The following is a 16,972-nucleotide window of genomic DNA, read 5'->3' as shown; positions in this document are numbered from 1 at the left end:
AATTAGTCGTGATACGGCTCGGCGCTGACCAGCGTGACCTTGACGGTGTTGCCGTTGGGCACGGTGTAGGTGCGCGTCTCGCCGACCTTGGCGTCGATCAGGGCCTCACCCAAGGGCGACTTGGGTGAGTACACCTCGAGCTTGCCTTCCTTGACGCCCTCCTGGCGGGTGGCGATCAAGAAGGTCTCCGTGTCGGACTTGTCGCCGTCGTAGTAGACCTTGACCACCGATCCGGGCAGCGCGATGCCGGACTGCTTGGGCGCCTCGCCGACCTTGGCGTTGTTAAGCAGGTCCTGGAGCTGGCGAATGCGCGCCTCCTGCTGACCCTGCTCTTCGCGGGCGGCGTGGTAGCCGCCGTTCTCCCGCAGGTCGCCTTCCTCGCGGCGGTCGTTGATTTCCGCGGCGATGACGGGACGGTTCGCGATCAACTGATCGAGCTCAGCCTTCAGCCGGTCATGTGATTCCTGGGTCAGCCAGGTCACCTGAGTGTCCGTCATCTTGTCGTGCTCCTCGTCGTATTTCTCCGCGTAACCGCGTGAGTTTCTGAACTCCGGTAAAGGGAGTGTCTGTGTCCCGCCCCTTGCCGCCGTGCCGTTGGGCTCACGGCCGCTAATGCAGCAATACACGGTCCCGGGAGGAACCGTGCATTCATCCATGTTACCACTGTGGAAACAGCCGATGACGTCATTTGAGCTTCACCTTTGTGAGTGGTCAGGCCGCGCGCAGGTAGCCGGGCACGTCGGTGCCGCATCCGTAAATGTCCGCCATCGCCGGCGGTTGTGACGATTTCACGGTCGTCGTGACTTGCACCGTGGCCTGCGCGGACGGCCCGACCAGGACCTCGCGGCGGCCCGTCTCGCTGCCGTCCTTTGCGCGGACCCGCACGATGCAGTCCACCGGCCGCGACGGATCGGATCGCGTCACGCTGATCGTGACTGACGCCGTTTCGTTGTCGACCACCTGGTAACCGGCCAGCGAACCCGAGACAGCGCTGGTTCCCAGCCGTTGATAGCCGACGCTCGCGATGCCGATGCCGGCCGCCAGAACCAGCACACCCAGCGCGATCGCCACCCGGCGTCGCGAGACCCGAGACAGGCGCGAGCGTCCGTAGCGGGCCTCGGGCCGCGGAATGGAAGTCTGGGTCATCGCTGTTTCACGTGTGGGCTGGTGTGCTGCCGGAGGGCGACCGACAGCGTGCAACATGGAGAAACTGGAATTATAGGGTCCTTATAGGCTCGAGGGGAGACCATCGGACCGACAAGGGGACACGTGAGCGAACTGCGGTTGATGGCGGTGCACGCCCACCCCGACGACGAATCCAGCAAGGGTGCGGCCACACTCGCCCGGTATGCCGACGAGGGTCATCGCGTGCTGGTCGTGACGCTGACCGGTGGCGAGCGCGGCGAGATCCTCAACCCGGCGATGGACCTGCCCGACGTGCAAGAGCACATCGCCGCGATTCGCCGCGACGAGATGGCGAAGGCTGCCGAAATCCTCGGGGTCGAGCACACCTGGCTCGGCTTCGTCGATTCCGGTCTGCCCAAGGGTGATCCGCCGCCGCCGCTGCCCGACGGCTGCTTCGCGCTGGTGCCGTTGGAGCAGTCCGTCGAGGCGCTGGTGCGCGTCGTCCGCGAGTTCCGCCCGCACGTGATCACCACGTACGACGAGAACGGCGGCTACCCGCATCCGGATCACATTGCCTGCCATCAGGTTTCGGTCGGCGCCTACGAGGCGGCCGGCGACTATGCCCGGTTCCCGGACGCCGGTGAGCCCTGGGCGGTGTCCAAGCTGTACTACGTCCACGGCTTCCTGCGCCAGCGGATGCAACTGCTACACGACGAGGCGATCAAGCACGGTCACGAGCCCCCGTTCCAGAAGTGGCTCGAGCACTGGAAACCCGAGCACGATCCGTTCGAGACCCGGGTGACCACGCGGGTGGAGTGCTCGGAATATTTCAGCCAGCGCGACGACGCGCTACGCGCGCATGCCACCCAGATCGACCCGAAGGCAGACTTCTTCGCCGCCCCGATCGCCTGGCAGCAGCGCCTGTGGCCGACTGAGGAATTCGAGTTGGCGCGCTCCCGCGTGCCCGTCGTTTTGCCCGAGGACGACCTCTTCAGCGGAATCGAGAACCACGCGTGAGACACCTTTTGCTCACGGTGATCGCTGACGGGACACCGCAGCACACCGGGCCTGATTTCGGCAAGGCCAGTCCGATCGGGTTGCTGGTCGTGGTACTGCTGTTGATCGCCACCTTGTTTCTGCTGCGTTCGATGAACAAGCAACTCAAGAAGGTGCCCGAGTCCTTCGACCCCAGGCATCCCGAGCCCGATCAGGCGGCCGACGAGGGCACCGACACGGTCGGCCCACCCCGTGACGAGGCCACCGGGCCGGCGAACGGATCGGTGTCAGGACCCGGCGATGAGCCCGGCTGACTCGTCGTCCACCAACACTCTCGGGCTGGCCACCAGCCCTTATTTGCGTCAACACGCCGACAACCCGGTGCACTGGCAGCAGTGGACGCCGCAGGCGATGGAAGATGCCGCCGAACGCGATGTGCCGATTCTGCTTTCGATCGGCTATGCCGCGTGTCACTGGTGTCATGTGATGGCCCACGAATCGTTCGAGGACGACGAGGTCGCGGCGGCGATGAACGCGAACTTCGTCTGCGTCAAGGTCGACCGCGAGGAACGGCCGGACATCGATGCGGTTTACATGAACGCGACCGTCGCGCTTACCGGGCACGGCGGCTGGCCGATGACGTGCTTCCTGACCCCGGACGGGCGTCCCTTCTTCTGCGGCACTTACTACCCGAAAGGCGGTTTCCTGCAACTTCTTTCGGCCGTCACCGACGCCTGGCAGCAACGCCGCGGCGAGGTCGAGGAGGCGTCCGACCACATCGCGGGCGAGTTGCGCAAGATGTCTGGGGCCCTCGCGGGGCCGCCTTCCGGCGGCCCGGACGTCGACCCGGCACTGTGTGATCACGCGGTCGCCGTGGTGCTCGGCGACCAGGACACCGCGCACGGCGGGTTCGGCGGCGCGCCGAAGTTCCCGCCGTCCGCGGTTCTCGAAGCGCTGCTGCGCAACTACGAGCGCACCGGATCGGCGTCAGCGCTGCAGGCCGTCGAACGCACCGGCAATGCGATGGCGCGCGGCGGCATCTACGACCAATTGGCCGGGGGATTTGCCCGCTACAGCGTCGACAAAGCTTGGGTCGTGCCGCATTTCGAGAAGATGCTGTACGACAACGCACTGCTGTTGCGCGCCTACGCGCACTGGGCCCGGCGCACCGGAGATCCGTTGGCGCGCCGGGTCACTGCGCAGACCGCGCAATTCATGCTCGACGAATTGGCCGACGGCGAGATGTTCACTTCGTCGCTGGACGCCGACGCCGACGGCCGTGAGGGTTCGACCTACGTCTGGACGCCGCAGCAGTTGACCGAGGTGCTCGGTCCCGACGACGGCCGTTGGGCCGCTGAGCTTTTCGCGGTCACCGAGTCCGGGACTTTCGAACACGGCACATCGGTGCTGCAGTTGCCCGGCGATCCCGACGATCCGCCGCGCGCCGAACGTGTGCGGGCCGCACTGCTGGCCGCCCGACACACCCGAACCCAACCGGGCCGCGACGATAAGGTCGTCACGTCGTGGAACGGGCTGGCGATCACCGCGCTGGCCGAGGCCAGCGTGGCCCTGGAACAACCCGAGTTGGCCCGCGCGGCTCGGCGGTGCGCGACGGCATTGCTGGACCTGCACGTGGTCGGCGGCCGGCTGCGGCGGGCCAGCCTCGGTGGCGTGGTCGGCGAGAGCGCCGCCATCCTGGAGGACCACGCGACACTGGCCACCGGGCTGCTGGCGCTGTACCAGCTGACCGTCGAGGACGTCTGGCTGACGGCGGCATGCGAGTTGCTTGACATCGCCCTCGCGCATTTCGCCGATCCGCAGCGACCCGGCCGCTGGTATGACACCGCCGACGATGCCGAGCAGCTGATGCTGCGGCCGGCCGACCCGCTGGACGGGGCGACCCCGTCGGGCGCGTCGACGATCACCGAGGCGCTGCTGACCGCGGCGCATCTGGTCGGCAGTGTCGACGCGCCGCGCTACCTGCAAGCGGCGACCGAGGCGCTGGCCGCGCACTCGGTGCTGCTGGCCAAGGCCCCGCGGTCGGCGGGGCATTGGATTTCCGTGGCCGAAGCCGCGATCCGGGGTCCGCTGCAGATCGCGATCGCCTGCCACTCGCCGCGGTCGCCCCTGCTGACCGACGCTCGCCGGCTCGCACCCGGCGGGGCGATCGTGATGGGCGGAAAGATGGACACGTCGGCGCTGCTGGTCGGCCGGGACCGGGTGCGGGGCGCCGACGCCGCCTACGTGTGCCGCGGCCGTCTCTGCGATCTGCCGGTGACTCGGTCGACCGAGCTGGCCGCCGCCCTGGGCGTGCCCGCGCGCTAGAACACCACGAACCACATCGCGATGTAGTGGCAGATCGCCGCGACCGCCGTGCAGGCGTGGAAGAACTCGTGGTAGCCGAAGGTCGACGGCCACGGGTCGGGCCAGCGCAGCGCGTAGAGAACGCCGCCGATGCTGTACAGCGCGCCGCCGACGAACAGCAGCACCATCGCGGCCACCCCGGCATTGTGCAGGATCTCGCCGGTGTACCAAACGGCCACCCAGCCCAGCAGGATGTAGAGCGGCACTCCGACCCAGCGGGGCGCCGACGGCCACAGCATCTTCAGCAGGACCCCGGCCGCCGCGCCGCCCCACACGATCCACAGCACGACGTGCCCGTCGCGGGGGGACAAGGCCAGCAGGGCGAACGGGGTGTAGCTGCCGGCGATGAACACGAAGATCATCGAGTGGTCGGCCCGCTTCATCCACTTGCGGGCCGTCGCGGACCTCCAGTGCACGCGGTGATACGTGGCGCTGACGGTGAACATGATGATGGTGGCGAAGGTGTAGAGCAGGGTCGCCAGTCCGGCCCGGGTGGAGCCCACCGCCCAGGACACCGCGACCAGCGACGCGCCCGCGAAGACGGCGGTGCCGGCGGAATAGACGTGGATCCAGCCGCGGAACCGTGGCTTGGTCAGTACCCGGGTGACGCCGTCGACGAGCTGGTGCGCGGCGTTGGCCGCCAGTCCCTGCGATTCGGGCTCCGGCTGGGTGGCCGTGCGGGTCTTGGTGCTCATATCGGTCAACGTTAGCGTTCGCCGGCGCAGGGTGATCTTCGACTTGCGCCGAGCTGGCCGGAAATTCCGGTCCGGATTTGGTTGCCGGTCACAGTAGGGTGGTTCCTCGTGGAGATCATTCCGCCGCGGCTCAAAGAGCCGTTGTATCGGGTGTACGAGCTACGGCTGAAGCAGGAACTCGCCGGCTCGAAATCTGAGCTTCCGCGGCATATCGCCGTGCTGTGCGACGGCAACCGGCGATGGGCACGCGACGCGGGATACGAGGACGTCAGCTTCGGCTACCGGATGGGCGCGGCCAAGATCGCCGAGATGCTGCGATGGTGCCAGGAAGCCGGCGTCGAGATGGCCACGGTTTATCTACTGTCCACCGAAAACCTGCAACGCGATCCCGAAGAGCTGGCCGGGCTGATCGAGGTCATCACCGATGTCGTCGAGGAGATCTGCGCGCCGGCCAACCGGTGGAGCGTGCGCACGGTCGGCGACCTGGAACTGCTCGGTGACGAGCCGGCCCGCCGGTTGCGCGGTGCGGTCGAGTCCACGCCCAGCCTCGCGCCGTTTCACGTCAACGTCGCGGTCGGCTACGGCGGCCGGCAGGAGATCGTCGGCGCGGTGCGCGCGTTGTTGAGCAAAGAACTCGCCAACGGCGCCACCGCCGAGGAGCTCGTCGAGGCAGTGACCGTCGACGCCATCTCCGAGAACCTCTACACCTCCGGGCAGCCCGACCCCGATCTGGTGATCCGCACCTCCGGCGAGCAGCGGCTGTCGGGATTTCTGCTCTGGCAGAGCGCCTATTCAGAGATGTGGTTCTGCGAAACGCACTGGCCGGCGTTTCGTCGCGTCGACTTCTTGCGTGCGCTGCGCGACTACAGCCTGCGCAATCGCCGGTACGGCAAGTAGCCGCAAGGGTCTTAAGCCGCAGGTCGCCCGCATGCCACACTGGGTAGGTGGCTGCGCTGTCGGCGGTGGTGTTCGCGCTGAGCGCCTGGCTGGGCCTGTATCTGGCGGCCCGTGATCCGCGAAAACCCGTCCTGGTGTTGGCGGCGATCGGGCTGTGTGGCTTCGCGCTCGTGGTGGCGCTGGACGCGGTGCGGACCGCCAGCCCCGCGTACGCGCCGCTGCTCAGCCGAGTCGAGATCTACCTGGCGACCATTCCCGGCGTGGCGTGGTTCGCGGTGCTCGTCGAGCTGTCCCGACCTACCGACGGCTGGCGGGCGCGCACCCGCGAGCTGCTGCTGGTGGCCGGGGTCGCCACGTTGACCCTGTTCGGGGCGATGCTGGCCGGCAGCGTCGACGGACCGCTGCGGCCGGGGCACTGGCTGATGTTCGCGGTGATCTCGGTGTCGACTCTGGGCGCGATGGCCGTCGCGCTGCGCCGCCCGCGACGGCCGCGGCCGGCGGTGGGGCTCGCCATCACCGCGACCCTGTTCTTCGCGTTGGGCAACGCCATCCTGATCATTCCGCTGGGCCTGGTGCCCAGCTGGGTTGCGCTTGCGTCGACCAGCTGCGATGTCCTCGGGCTCGGGATCGCCGTCGCCCTGTGGGACGCGTTCGACGAAGGCCAGGCGTTGCGTGCCGACATGCTCCGCTCGTTCGCCGGCTCGGTCGCGGTGGCGGCGCTGTTCGGCGGCCAGGCGCTGATCGGGTTGGCGGTGACCCGCGACGACCCCGCCGCGCGGACCGCGCTGACCGTGCTGCTGTTCACCAGCGTGGCGGTGGCGATCACCGTGCAAGTGCTCGCGGATCCGCTGGCCGGGGTGCTCGACCGGCTGGCGTTCTCGAAATCGCCTGCGCTGCGGGCAGATCGGGCCGCGTTGCGGCATACCGGGGCGGCGCTGCCGCTGCGCCAGCAGCATCCGCTCGCGGACGTCGACGACGTCACGTTCGTCAGGCTCACCCGCCGCGCCCTGGGGCACTATGGCGACCTGAGCAAGCTGGTCGCGAGCCCGCTGACGGCGCTGCCGGTGATCGACGAACGGCTGGCCGCTCGCGGCGCACCCGACCATCCGGTCGAGCGCGCCAACGAGCTCAAAGCCGTGCTTGCCGACGGCATTTCGCGGTTGAAGCCGCGCGACGGCGGCGATTTCGGAACCACCGAAGAGTGGCGGTACTACAACTCGCTGTACTTCCCGTATGTCGTCGGCGTGCGTGCCTACGCGCAGAACGCCACCGCCTCGGGCCTGGATCCGATCGCACGACAGGCCTGGCAATGGTTCGTCACCGAGGTCCCGCAGCGTTCGCTGCATAACTGGCAAAACGCCGCGGCCCGGCTCATCGCCGCTGATCTGCGCGGGCGCGTCGCCGTCCCCAGCGATTAGCTCGACGCCCTCGTTGCTGCCTTATCTGGACAGCCTGCGTTTCCCGGATGACAACGCCGGTTGTAATGGCGACGTGTCCCATCTTCGGGTGGACTGGCAACGAATACGGGGAAGTGCGGCCGCCCTGCCGCCGGTACCAATCCGAATCTGTTAGGGGGACTTATGTTTTCGCCGACCGTTCGCCCGTCCAATTCGCGCGGACTCTCGAATTCGTCCGGCATCATGTCGGTCGGCTTGGGCGATACAGCCTCACCGCTGGGCACCGTCGAAGCAGTCGCCGGCTAAATCCACATTCGCCGCCGAACACGGGAATATCTGGCGGTAATCCCTGGTCATTTCTTCCGTGGCAGGAGTTGGCAGTGTCACGCGTCGATATGGCAGTGCTCCGGCGGGACGCTCAAACCAGTTCGACAGAAACCGTCATCGCGAGGAGTACCCAATGTCCGCTGCTACTGGCATACCGACCAGACACCTGTACGACGCGACCGACTCGTTGTTGCGTTTCGCCATGCGTGCAGATGCCACTTTGACGGGGCTGTGCGGTCTCGCCATCGCCTTCATCGCAGACCTGAGCTCCCACCTGGAATACGGCATCGGGGCCCTGTTCGTGCTCTACGGCCTGGTGGTGTACAGCCTGACGGGCTTGCCGGACCTGCGTGGAGTCGGCGTCGGTGTCGTCATCGCGAACGTCGTGGTCACGCTCGGCTGCGTCGTGGCCGTCGAAGCGGTGCCGATGACCGCGACCGGGGTAGCCGCCACGCTGGCCACCGGCGCCTACGCCGCGGCCTTTGCATGGCTGCAATACCTGGGGGTGCGTCGGCTGCCCGCGTAGGCACCCCTGCCCTGGTTGGCCTAACCGCGTGGCGTCAGAGCTTGCGCAGCCGTAACCGGTTGATGGAGTGGTCGGCGTCCTTGCGCAGCACCAAGGTTGCGCGCGGGCGGGTGGGCAGAATGTTTTCGACCAGGTTGGGCCGGTTGATCGACCGCCAGATTTCGCGGGCGGCGGCGACCGCCTTGGTGTCGTTGAGGCCCGAGTAGTGGTGGAAGTGCGATGCCGGATCGGCGAAGGCCGTGCTGCGCATCGCCAAGAACCGCGATACGTACCACTGTTCGATGTCTTCGATCCGGGCGTCCACGTAGAGCGAGAAGTCGAAGAGGTCCGACACCATCAGGGTCGGACCGGTTTGCAAGACGTTGAGGCCCTCCAGGATCAGGATGTCCGGATGGCGGACCACGTGTTTGGCGCCGGAGATGATGTCGTAGCGCAGGTGTGAATACACCGGCGCACACGCGTAATCGGAGCCCGATTTGACCGAGGTGACGAACCGCATCAGCGCCCGGCGGTTGTAGCTCTCTGGAAAGCCCTTGCGGTGCATCAGGTTTCGCCGTTCCAGCTCGGCATTCGGGTAAAGAAAGCCGTCGGTGGTCACCAGGTCGACGCGCGGGTGGTGGTCCCAGCGCGCCAGCAACGCCTGCAGCACACGGGCGGTCGTCGACTTGCCCACCGCCACGCTGCCGGCCACGCCGATGATGAACGGCACCGGCCGGTCCGGGTTCTGCTGCGGCTCACCGAGGAATTCCGCAGTGGCAGCGAACAATCGCTGCCGTGCCGCGACCTGAAGGTGGATGAGCCGGGCCAGCGGTAGATACACCTCTTCGACCTCGAGTAGGTCGATCTGCTCGCCAAGACCACGCAGACCGACAAGCTCCTCTTCAGTGAGGGCCAGCGGCGTCGACATACGCAACGCGCGCCACTGCTTTCGGTCGAACTCCACATATGGGCTCGGCTCGCTCAGCCGGGGCATAGTGCCAGTGTGGCAGGGACGATCATGTGCCAGACGGCTGGGCTGGCAAAAGGCACGGATCACGGATCGGACGGCAGCTGGGCCAACCGCTGACCACGCCGGTGTCGCCGGCCGACTAGTCTCGTTCGCATGTCAGCCGACTCGACCCACACCGCCATCTCCACCACGTCACCGGGCGTCGAATACGCCGACACCGCGAGCGCCGCCTATCGAGCCGCACTGCAGGTGGTCGAGTCCGTCGAACCTCGCATCGCCGCGGCAACGCGCAAAGAGCTCGCTGACCAACGTGATTCGCTGAAGCTGATCGCCAGCGAGAACTACGCGTCGCCCGCGGTGCTGCTGACCATGGGGACCTGGCTGTCGGACAAGTACGCCGAGGGCACCATCGGGCACCGGTTCTACGCGGGTTGTCAGAACGTCGACACCGTGGAAAGCGTCGCCGCCGAGCACGCCCGTGAGCTGTTCGGTGCGCCACATGCCTACGTGCAGCCACACTCCGGCATCGACGCCAACCTCGTTGCCTACTGGGCGATCCTGGCTACCCGGGTCGAGGCGCCCGGCCTGGCCGACGCCGGCGTCAAGCACGTCAACGACTTGTCGGAGCCGGGCTGGGAGAAGCTGCGCGCCCAGCTGGGCAACCAGCGGCTGCTGGGCATGTCGCTGGATGCCGGCGGGCATCTCACTCACGGCTTTCGGCCCAATATCTCCGGCAAGATGTTTCACCAGCGCAGTTATGGCACCGACCCCGAGACCGGGTTCATCGACTACGGCGCCGTCGCGGCCGCCGCGCGTGAGTTCAAGCCGCTGATCCTGGTGGCCGGCTACTCGGCCTACCCGCGCCGGATCAATTTCGCGACGATGCGTGAGATCGCCGATGAGGTCGGCGCCACCCTGATGGTGGACATGGCGCATTTCGCCGGCCTGGTCGCGGGCAAGGTGTTCACCGGCGACGAGGACCCGGTGCCACACGCCCATGTCACGACGACGACGACGCACAAGTCACTGCGCGGACCCCGCGGCGGCCTCATCCTGTGCCAACCCGAATACGCCGACGCCGTGGACAAGGGCTGTCCGATGGTGCTGGGCGGGCCGCTGTCGCACGTGATGGCGGCCAAGGCCGTCGCGCTGGCCGAGGCGCGCCAACCCGCGTTCCAGGCCTACGCGCAGCGGGTCGCCGACAACGCCCAGGCCCTGGCCGACGGCTTCCTCAAGCGCGACGCCCGGCTGGTCACCGGGGGCACCGACAACCACATCGTGCTGCTCGACGTCACCTCGTTTGGCCTGACCGGACGCCAAGCCGAGTCGGCCCTGCTGGACGCCGGCGTGGTGACCAACCGCAACGCCATCCCGGCCGACCCGAACGGCGCCTGGTACACCAGCGGGATCCGGCTCGGCAGCCCGGCGCTGACCACCCGCGGCTTCGGTCCGGACGAATTCGACCGGGTGGCCGAGCTGATGATCGACGTGCTGGCCAACACGGCGCCGGAGGGCAGCTCCAAGGCCAAGTACGCACTGGACGACGGCACCGCCGAGCGGGTCAACGCCGCCGCCGCCGAACTGCTGGCCGCCAATCCGCTGTACCCGGGCCTGACGGTCTAGGTTTCCGCTTGTCGGCCGCGACACGGCGCTACAGTTTTATTGAACCTGTGTCTATCGGTTACAGTAACCGCATGGCACAGAAACCTGTCGCTAATGCGCTGACCCTAGAACTCGAGCCGGTCGTCGAGGCCGAAATGGACCGCCACCTGTCCACCGACGACATTTGGTTCGCTCACGACTACGTCCCGTTCGACCGGGGCGAGAACTTCGCCTTCCTCGGCGGACGCGACTGGGACCCGTCCAGCATGACGCTGCCCCGGGAATTCACCGACGCCTGCGAGATCCTGCTGCTGCTCAAGGACGACCTGGCGGCGCATCACCGCGAGCTCGTCGAGCACTTCATTCTCGAGGACTGGTGGGGCCGCTGGCTGGGGCGCTGGACCGCCGAGGAGCACCTGCACGCCATCGCGCTGCGCGAATACCTGGTGGTCACCCGCGAGGTCGACCCCACCGCCAACGAAGAGGCCCGTGTCGAGTACCTGATGCAGGGCTACCGCGCCGAGACGTACACACAGGTGGAGACCCTGGTGTACATGGCGCTCACCGAGCGCACCCACGCGGTCTTCACCCGCAACCTGGCCGCCCAGCTCGAGGAGCCGATCTTGGCCGGGCTGATCGACCGGATCCACCGCGACGAGGTGCGCCACGAGCTGTTCTTCGCCAATCTCGTCGCGCACTGCCTGACGTACACCCGCGACGAGACGATCGACGCGATTGCCAGGCGCGCGGCCGAACTGCAGGTCGTCGGGGCCGACATCCGCGCGTACGAGGACAAGGTGCGCAACGTCGCCGCCGCCGGAATTTTCGGACCGGCCGATCTGCGCCAGGCGATCGCCGACCGCATCACCGCGTGGGGCGTCGCTGACGAGCCCAAACTCCGGCAGTTCGTCGGCGGCTGAGCCGGCCGTCGCGAGCGACCACACGGCTCGCGGTCCGCATCACACCCCGGTGTCGGCGCGCCTGCGCTGCTGCGAAGCGGCGACGAGAGTAGCGTCATTCTCGATGGTCAGCGTCTTGCTCAGCTGCCAGGGCGGCACCTCCCGTCACCACAACGGAAGGACCGGCCCCGGTCCTGGTGTCGCAGTTCCCGCCGACATGCCTGTGCGGGTCCGCGCGGGCTTATCCCGCTCGAGGAGCGCTACGTGACCGAAATCCGGACCTACGTGATCGACACTTCCGTGCTGCTGTCCGACCCGTGGGCATGTAGTCGGTTCGCCGAACACGAGGTGGTGGTCCCGCTGGTGGTGATCAGCGAACTGGAGGCTAAACGCCACCACCATGAGCTGGGATGGTTTGCTCGACAGTCGCTGCGATTGTTCGACGATCTGCGACTCGAGCATGGGCGGCTGGATCAGAACATTCCCGTTGGGACACAGGGCGGTACGCTGCACGTCGAGCTCAATCACACCGATCCGAGCGTGCTGCCGGCCGGTTTCCGGACCGAGAGCAACGACTCCCGGATCCTGAGCTGCGCGGCCAACCTCGCCGCCGAAGGCAAGCGGGTTACGTTGGTCAGCAAGGACATTCCGCTGCGCGTCAAGGCCGCCGCGGTGGGCCTGGCCGCCGACGAGTACCACGCGCAAGACGTGGTGGCCTCCGGCTGGTCGGGGATGCAGGAGATCGAGACGGCGACCGAGGACATCGACGCGCTCTTCGCCGACGGCGAGATCGATCTGGTCGAAGCGCGAGACCTCCCATGCCACACCGGAATTCGACTGCTGGGCGGCAACTCGCACGCGCTGGGCCGGGTGACGGCGGCCAAACGCGTCCAGCTGGTCCGCGGTGACCGTGAGGTATTCGGGCTGCGCGGCCGCTCCGCCGAGCAGCGCGTCGCGCTCGACCTGCTGCTCGACGAGTCGGTGGGCATCGTGTCGCTGGGCGGCAAGGCCGGAACCGGCAAGTCGGCGTTGGCCCTGTGTGCCGGTCTCGAGGCGGTGCTGGAACGGCGGACCCAGCGCAAAGTCGTGGTCTTTCGTCCGCTGTACGCGGTCGGCGGCCAGGAGCTGGGCTATCTGCCCGGCAGCGAGAGCGAGAAGATGGGCCCCTGGGCGCAGGCCGTGTTCGACACCCTGGAAGGTCTGGCCAGCCCCGCCGTGCTCGAGGAGGTGCTGTCGCGCGGCATGCTCGAGGTGCTGCCGCTGACCCACATTCGCGGGCGCTCGCTGCACGACTCGTTCGTGATCGTCGACGAGGCGCAGTCGCTGGAGCGCAACGTCTTGCTGACCGTGCTGTCCAGGCTGGGCACCGGATCGCGGGTGGTGCTCACCCACGACATCGCCCAGCGCGACAACCTGCGGGTGGGCCGCCATGACGGTGTCGCGGCCGTGATCGAGAAGCTCAAGGGTCACCCGCTGTTCGCGCACATCACGCTGCTGCGCAGCGAGCGCTCGCCGATCGCGGCGCTGGTCACCGAGATGCTCGAGGAGATCGCCGGGCCGCACTGACGCGGCCGCCTGCGCGGGTGCAACCTGGGCGTCGAGTGCGCGCTGACGGCGCGATTTGAGCCGTTTGAACGCCCTGGACGCACACTCGACGCCCAGGTTGCACCCGCGAGGGCGAGTAGGCTTCCAGGGTGCCGAAACGACCCGACAGCCAAGCCTGGCGCTATTGGCGGACCGTGTTCGGTGTCGTGGCTGCCGGTGCCGTGCTGGTGATCGGTGGCCTGACCGGTCACGTGACGCGCGCCGACAATCTGAGCTGCTCGGTGGTCAAGTGTGTCGCGCTGACGTTCGACGACGGCCCGAGCCCGTTCGACGAGCGGCTGCTGCAAGTCCTGAAGGACAGTGGCATCCCAGACGCCAAGGCCACCTTCTTCCTGATCGGCAACAAGGTGGCCGCCAACCCGGCCGGCGCCCGGCGCATCGCCGACGCCGGCATGGAAATCGGTAGCCACACCTGGGAACACCCCAACATGACGACGATCCCGCCCGAAGACGTCGCCGCGCAGTTCGCCAAGGCCAACGACGCGATCAACGCCGCGACCGGGCGCACCCCGACGCTGTATCGTCCGGCCGGCGGGCTGTCCACGCCCGATGTGCGCCAGACCGCCGCCCGCTATGGACTGGCCGAAATCCTTTGGGATGTCATCCCTTTCGATTGGGCAAACGATTCGAACACCGCCGCGACGCGGTACATGCTGATGACCTACATCAAGCCCGGCTCGGTGGTGCTGTTCCACGACACCTACTCGAGCACCGTTGACCTGGTTTACCAGTTCATCCCGGTGCTCAAGGCCAACGGCTACCGGCTGGTGACGGTCAGCGAACTGCTTGGTGCGCGGGCCCCGGGCAGCAGCTACGGCAGCCGCGAAAACGGGCCGCCCGCCAACGAACTTCACGACATTCCGCCCGCCGACATCCCGACGCTGCCCAACACGCCGTCGCCCAAGCCGATGCCGAACTTCCCGATCACCGACATCCCCGGCCAGAACTCGGGTGGGCCAACTAACGGGGCGTGAGCGCCGCGCGGCTACCTTTAGAGGGTGAGCAAAGCGGACTGGCTGCGAAGTCGGCGATCGCGCGAGCAGGCGGCGACATCCGAGCCGGCGCAGCGCAAATCGGCTCGCAGGCTGTTGGTTGAGTATGCGATCGATCTCGCCCTGTCCTACGTCATCGCCGTCATCGATGTCGCCGCCATCCTGATTCCGCTGCGCGGGCACACGTCCGCCACCACCAGCGTCGTCTTTGCGGAGAAAGACACGGTCATCGTGGTGCTGCTGGTGGTGGCGGGGATCATCGGCGTCGCGATTGCCGGTGTCTTCAGCCTCATTCCCACGCTGCGCTGGTATGCCGCCGGCCAAGAACCCACTACGGCGCAACGGGAAGTCGCGATGAGGCTGGCTGGGCGCCAGACGGCGATCCTGCTGGCAGCCTGGGGCCTGGCCGGCACCATATTCGTGTTGCTCAATCTCGACGGCGGTGCCGCGCTGCTGCTGCCGATGGTGCTCGGGGTGGTGCTGGGTGGACCGGCCGCCGCGGGCACGGGAATGCTGCTCGCGCAACGCACCCTGCGCCCCATCATGGGCGCGGCGACCCGGGGGCTCGAGCCCCGGCTGGCGGTGCCCGGGGTGTTCGCGCGACTGGTCATGCTGTGGTTTCTGGTCAGCGCCCTCCCGATCGGTGTCATCGCAACCCTGGTGGTGCTGCGCACGTACGGTTGGCTGATCCAGAAGTCCGCGTCGCTGGACGTGCCGATCCTGGTGGTGTCGCTGGCCGCGCTGCTGCTCGGGCTGCCCACGATGATTCTGACGTCGCGATCGATTTCGGACCCGATCGGCGAAGTCGTCGACGCGATGGCTCAGGTCGAGCGCGGCAACATCGACACCACCGTCGGCGCGTACGAGCGATCCCAAATCGGGCGCCTACAAACGGGATTCAACCGAATGGTGGCCGGCCTCGCCGAGCGTGACCGGCTACGCGACCTGTTCGGGCGGCACGTCGGGGCCGACGTCGCCCAGCGCGCCATCGAAGAGGGGGCCTCGCTGTCGGGCGATGTGGTCGAGGCGGCGGTGCTGTTCATCGATCTGGTGGGTTCGACGCAGCTCGCGGAAAGCCGTCCGCCCCAAGAGGTTGCCGACGTGCTCAACGACTTTTTCCGCATCGTGGTCGGCGCCGTCGACGAACACAGCGGCCTGATCAACAAATTCGCGGGCGATGCCGCGTTGGCGATCTTCGGGGCACCGCTGCGCACCGGCGAGCCGTCGTCGGCGGCATTGGCTACGGCGCGCACGCTGGGTACCCAACTGCGCCGCCTCCCCGTCGATTTCGGTATCGGGGTGTCGGCGGGCCGGGTCTTCGCCGGCAATATCGGCGCCGAAAACCGGTATGAATATACGGTGATCGGAGATGCGGTCAACGAGGCCGCGCGTCTGGCGGATCTGGCCAAGACTTCGGATCGGCGCATCCTCTGCTCGGCGGCGGCCATCGACCGGGCCGACGAGACCGAACGGGGTCACTGGGCGCAGTGCTATTCCACCGTGCTGCGCGGCCGCTCCGAAGCCACCCATGTGTCGGCGCCCGCGGGCCCGGCCTGAAACCGCCTTACTTCGAGACCTTCAGCGATCCGATCACCTGGCTGAGCAGTCCCGCCGAGGCTGAATCGCCGATGGGCGTTGCGCCCAGGAAAATGGTGACCGGCTTCGTATCGACGGCGATGATGACCACGGAGTCGCCCTTCACCTTGCGGGCGGGGTCGGCGATCGTCACATCGGCGTCCACCCGGGCCGCCTTGATTCCCTCGACCGTGATCGACGACTTCTTGATCGGACCCAGCGTCGGTGAGGCGTTAGAATACCCGGGGCCTTCGGCGACGCAATTCATCAACTTCGCGGCCTGCGTGCTGACGTCCATGCTGGGAACGAAGTTGGTGATCGCGACCTCGGCCTGCATCACCCATTGGCTGGCGCCCGGCACCTCCTGGGCTAGCCCCACTGCGCCAATGAGATTCGGAGTCTGGTCATCCGAGAACGGCACCCATCCGGGTGCCGCGCTGGCCGGAAACGACAACTTGCCTGCCTTGATCGGTGCGCCGCCCGCGGGCTTGTCGCCACCGGACACATTCGGCGTGCAATCGCTTGCCGTCTGACCGGAACCACCCGGCTGCTGCGACGTCGGCGCGGCCGTCGTCGACGGATTGGCTTTGGGCGCCTTGGGCTCGTTGTTCAGACTGACGACCAGGATCACCACCAGCGCGATGACGCCCAGCACCGCGATGCCGGCGACAATCAGCCATGGCATGTTCGACCGAGGCCCGTTCGGCGGCGGTCCCGGCGGGTAGGAGCCAGGCGGCCAGCCGGGGGGATACTGTGGTGCCCCGGTCTGACCGTAGGGCTGACCCGGATACGAAGGATCCATCCCGCCTTGGGGATTGGTGAACGGACCCGTCGGCGGGTAGGGGTACGCACCGCTCTGCGGCCCCGAGTAGGGGCCGCCGGGCGGGTACGGGGGCCCTCCGCCCGGAGGCGGGGCTCCTTGCGGAGGGCCACCCCAATAAGGGCCCTGCCCATACGGATTCGCGCCGTACGGATCCTGGCCGTAAGGACCGCCTGGAGGAACCGTCATAGCAGAACCACCCC

At 67.5% G+C, this 16,972-nt stretch carries 16 protein-coding genes; 11 read left to right on the top strand and 5 right to left on the bottom strand.

All coding sequences use genetic code 11. The features are described from left to right. Nucleotides 1-2: 2 nt before the first annotated feature. Complete coding sequence (gene greA, locus MJO58_RS21590; protein WP_090605766.1) at nucleotides 3-497, bottom strand: transcription elongation factor GreA; 495 nt, start codon at nucleotides 495-497, stop codon at nucleotides 3-5. Between the two features lie 214 nt (nucleotides 498-711). Then, complete coding sequence (locus MJO58_RS21585) at nucleotides 712-1,146, bottom strand: DUF4307 domain-containing protein (protein WP_090605764.1); 435 nt, start codon at nucleotides 1,144-1,146, stop codon at nucleotides 712-714. 123 nt (nucleotides 1,147-1,269) lie between these two features. On the opposite strand from MJO58_RS21585, the gene mca reads away from it, so the two are divergent. Genes mca through MJO58_RS21570 form a run of 3 tightly spaced genes read left to right on the top strand, consistent with a single transcriptional unit; the run spans nucleotide 1,270 to nucleotide 4,446 of the window. Continuing rightward, nucleotides 1,270-2,142 carry a mycothiol conjugate amidase Mca gene (gene mca, locus MJO58_RS21580; protein ID WP_239720900.1) on the top strand — a complete coding sequence of 291 codons (873 nt, stop codon included), beginning with the start codon at nucleotides 1,270-1,272 and terminating at the stop codon, nucleotides 2,140-2,142. Further along, entirely contained in the window at nucleotides 2,139-2,435 is a 297-nt protein-coding gene (locus MJO58_RS21575) for a hypothetical protein (protein ID WP_090605758.1), read from the top strand. Before mca ends, MJO58_RS21575 begins: the two co-directional genes overlap by 4 nt. Further along, a complete protein-coding gene (locus MJO58_RS21570; protein WP_239720899.1) occupies nucleotides 2,422-4,446 on the top strand; it encodes a thioredoxin domain-containing protein in 2,025 nt (674 codons plus the stop codon). Before MJO58_RS21575 ends, MJO58_RS21570 begins: the two co-directional genes overlap by 14 nt. Here MJO58_RS21570 and trhA read toward each other — a convergent pair. Next, nucleotides 4,443-5,180: a PAQR family membrane homeostasis protein TrhA gene (gene trhA, locus MJO58_RS21565; protein ID WP_090605753.1), complete on the bottom strand. Its 738-nt coding sequence runs from the start codon at nucleotides 5,178-5,180 to the stop codon at nucleotides 4,443-4,445. The two genes, MJO58_RS21570 and trhA, sit on opposite strands and share 4 nt — an antisense overlap. A gap of 108 nt (nucleotides 5,181-5,288) precedes the next feature. Between trhA and MJO58_RS21560 the strand changes: the two genes are divergently transcribed. The 3 genes from MJO58_RS21560 to MJO58_RS21550 all read left to right on the top strand — a co-directional run bounded on the left by MJO58_RS21560 (nucleotide 5,289) and on the right by MJO58_RS21550 (nucleotide 8,327). Next, nucleotides 5,289-6,077, top strand: a complete 789-nt coding sequence (locus MJO58_RS21560) for a (2Z,6E)-farnesyl diphosphate synthase (RefSeq protein ID WP_090605751.1) — start codon at nucleotides 5,289-5,291, stop codon at nucleotides 6,075-6,077. Nucleotides 6,078-6,124: 47 nt separating this feature from the next. Next, a complete protein-coding gene (locus MJO58_RS21555) occupies nucleotides 6,125-7,495 on the top strand; it encodes a hypothetical protein (protein ID WP_239720898.1) in 1,371 nt (456 codons plus the stop codon). Between the two features lie 439 nt (nucleotides 7,496-7,934). Next, complete coding sequence (locus MJO58_RS21550) at nucleotides 7,935-8,327, top strand: hypothetical protein (RefSeq protein ID WP_090605747.1); 393 nt, start codon at nucleotides 7,935-7,937, stop codon at nucleotides 8,325-8,327. 34 nt (nucleotides 8,328-8,361) lie between these two features. Here the strand turns inward: MJO58_RS21550 and coaA are convergent, their stop codons facing one another. Continuing rightward, complete coding sequence (gene coaA / locus MJO58_RS21545; RefSeq protein ID WP_090605744.1) at nucleotides 8,362-9,300, bottom strand: type I pantothenate kinase; 939 nt, start codon at nucleotides 9,298-9,300, stop codon at nucleotides 8,362-8,364. A gap of 129 nt (nucleotides 9,301-9,429) precedes the next feature. Between coaA and MJO58_RS21540 the strand changes: the two genes are divergently transcribed. The 5 genes from MJO58_RS21540 (at nucleotide 9,430) to MJO58_RS21520 (ending at nucleotide 15,931) form a co-directional block, all read left to right on the top strand. Next, on the top strand, nucleotides 9,430-10,899 hold the full coding sequence (locus MJO58_RS21540) for a glycine hydroxymethyltransferase (protein ID WP_090605741.1): 1,470 nt from the start codon (nucleotides 9,430-9,432) through the stop codon (nucleotides 10,897-10,899). Between the two features lie 71 nt (nucleotides 10,900-10,970). Next, nucleotides 10,971-11,798, top strand: a complete 828-nt coding sequence (locus MJO58_RS21535; RefSeq protein WP_090605736.1) for an acyl-ACP desaturase — start codon at nucleotides 10,971-10,973, stop codon at nucleotides 11,796-11,798. 243 nt (nucleotides 11,799-12,041) lie between these two features. Then, nucleotides 12,042-13,343, top strand: coding sequence for an RNA 5'-3' helicase PhoH2 (gene phoH2 / locus MJO58_RS21530; RefSeq protein ID WP_239720897.1), 1,302 nt, complete (start codon nucleotides 12,042-12,044; stop codon nucleotides 13,341-13,343). 128 nt (nucleotides 13,344-13,471) lie between these two features. Continuing rightward, a complete protein-coding gene (locus MJO58_RS21525; RefSeq protein WP_090605731.1) occupies nucleotides 13,472-14,356 on the top strand; it encodes a polysaccharide deacetylase family protein in 885 nt (294 codons plus the stop codon). A gap of 114 nt (nucleotides 14,357-14,470) precedes the next feature. Further along, nucleotides 14,471-15,931 (top strand): adenylate/guanylate cyclase domain-containing protein, encoded by a 1,461-nt coding sequence (locus MJO58_RS21520; RefSeq protein ID WP_239723383.1) that lies wholly within the window; start codon nucleotides 14,471-14,473, stop codon nucleotides 15,929-15,931. A 7-nt stretch (nucleotides 15,932-15,938) separates the two neighbouring features. On the opposite strand, the gene MJO58_RS21515 is transcribed toward MJO58_RS21520, so the two are convergent. After that, nucleotides 15,939-16,958 (bottom strand): hypothetical protein, encoded by a 1,020-nt coding sequence (locus tag MJO58_RS21515; RefSeq protein WP_090605728.1) that lies wholly within the window; start codon nucleotides 16,956-16,958, stop codon nucleotides 15,939-15,941. Nucleotides 16,959-16,972 lie beyond the last annotated feature (14 nt).

Origin of the sequence: Mycobacterium lentiflavum, assembly GCF_022374895.2 — a bacterium.
GTDB classification, from domain to species: Bacteria; Actinomycetota; Actinomycetes; order Mycobacteriales; family Mycobacteriaceae; genus Mycobacterium; species Mycobacterium lentiflavum.
This window is presented reverse-complemented; position numbering and strand designations above follow the sequence as displayed.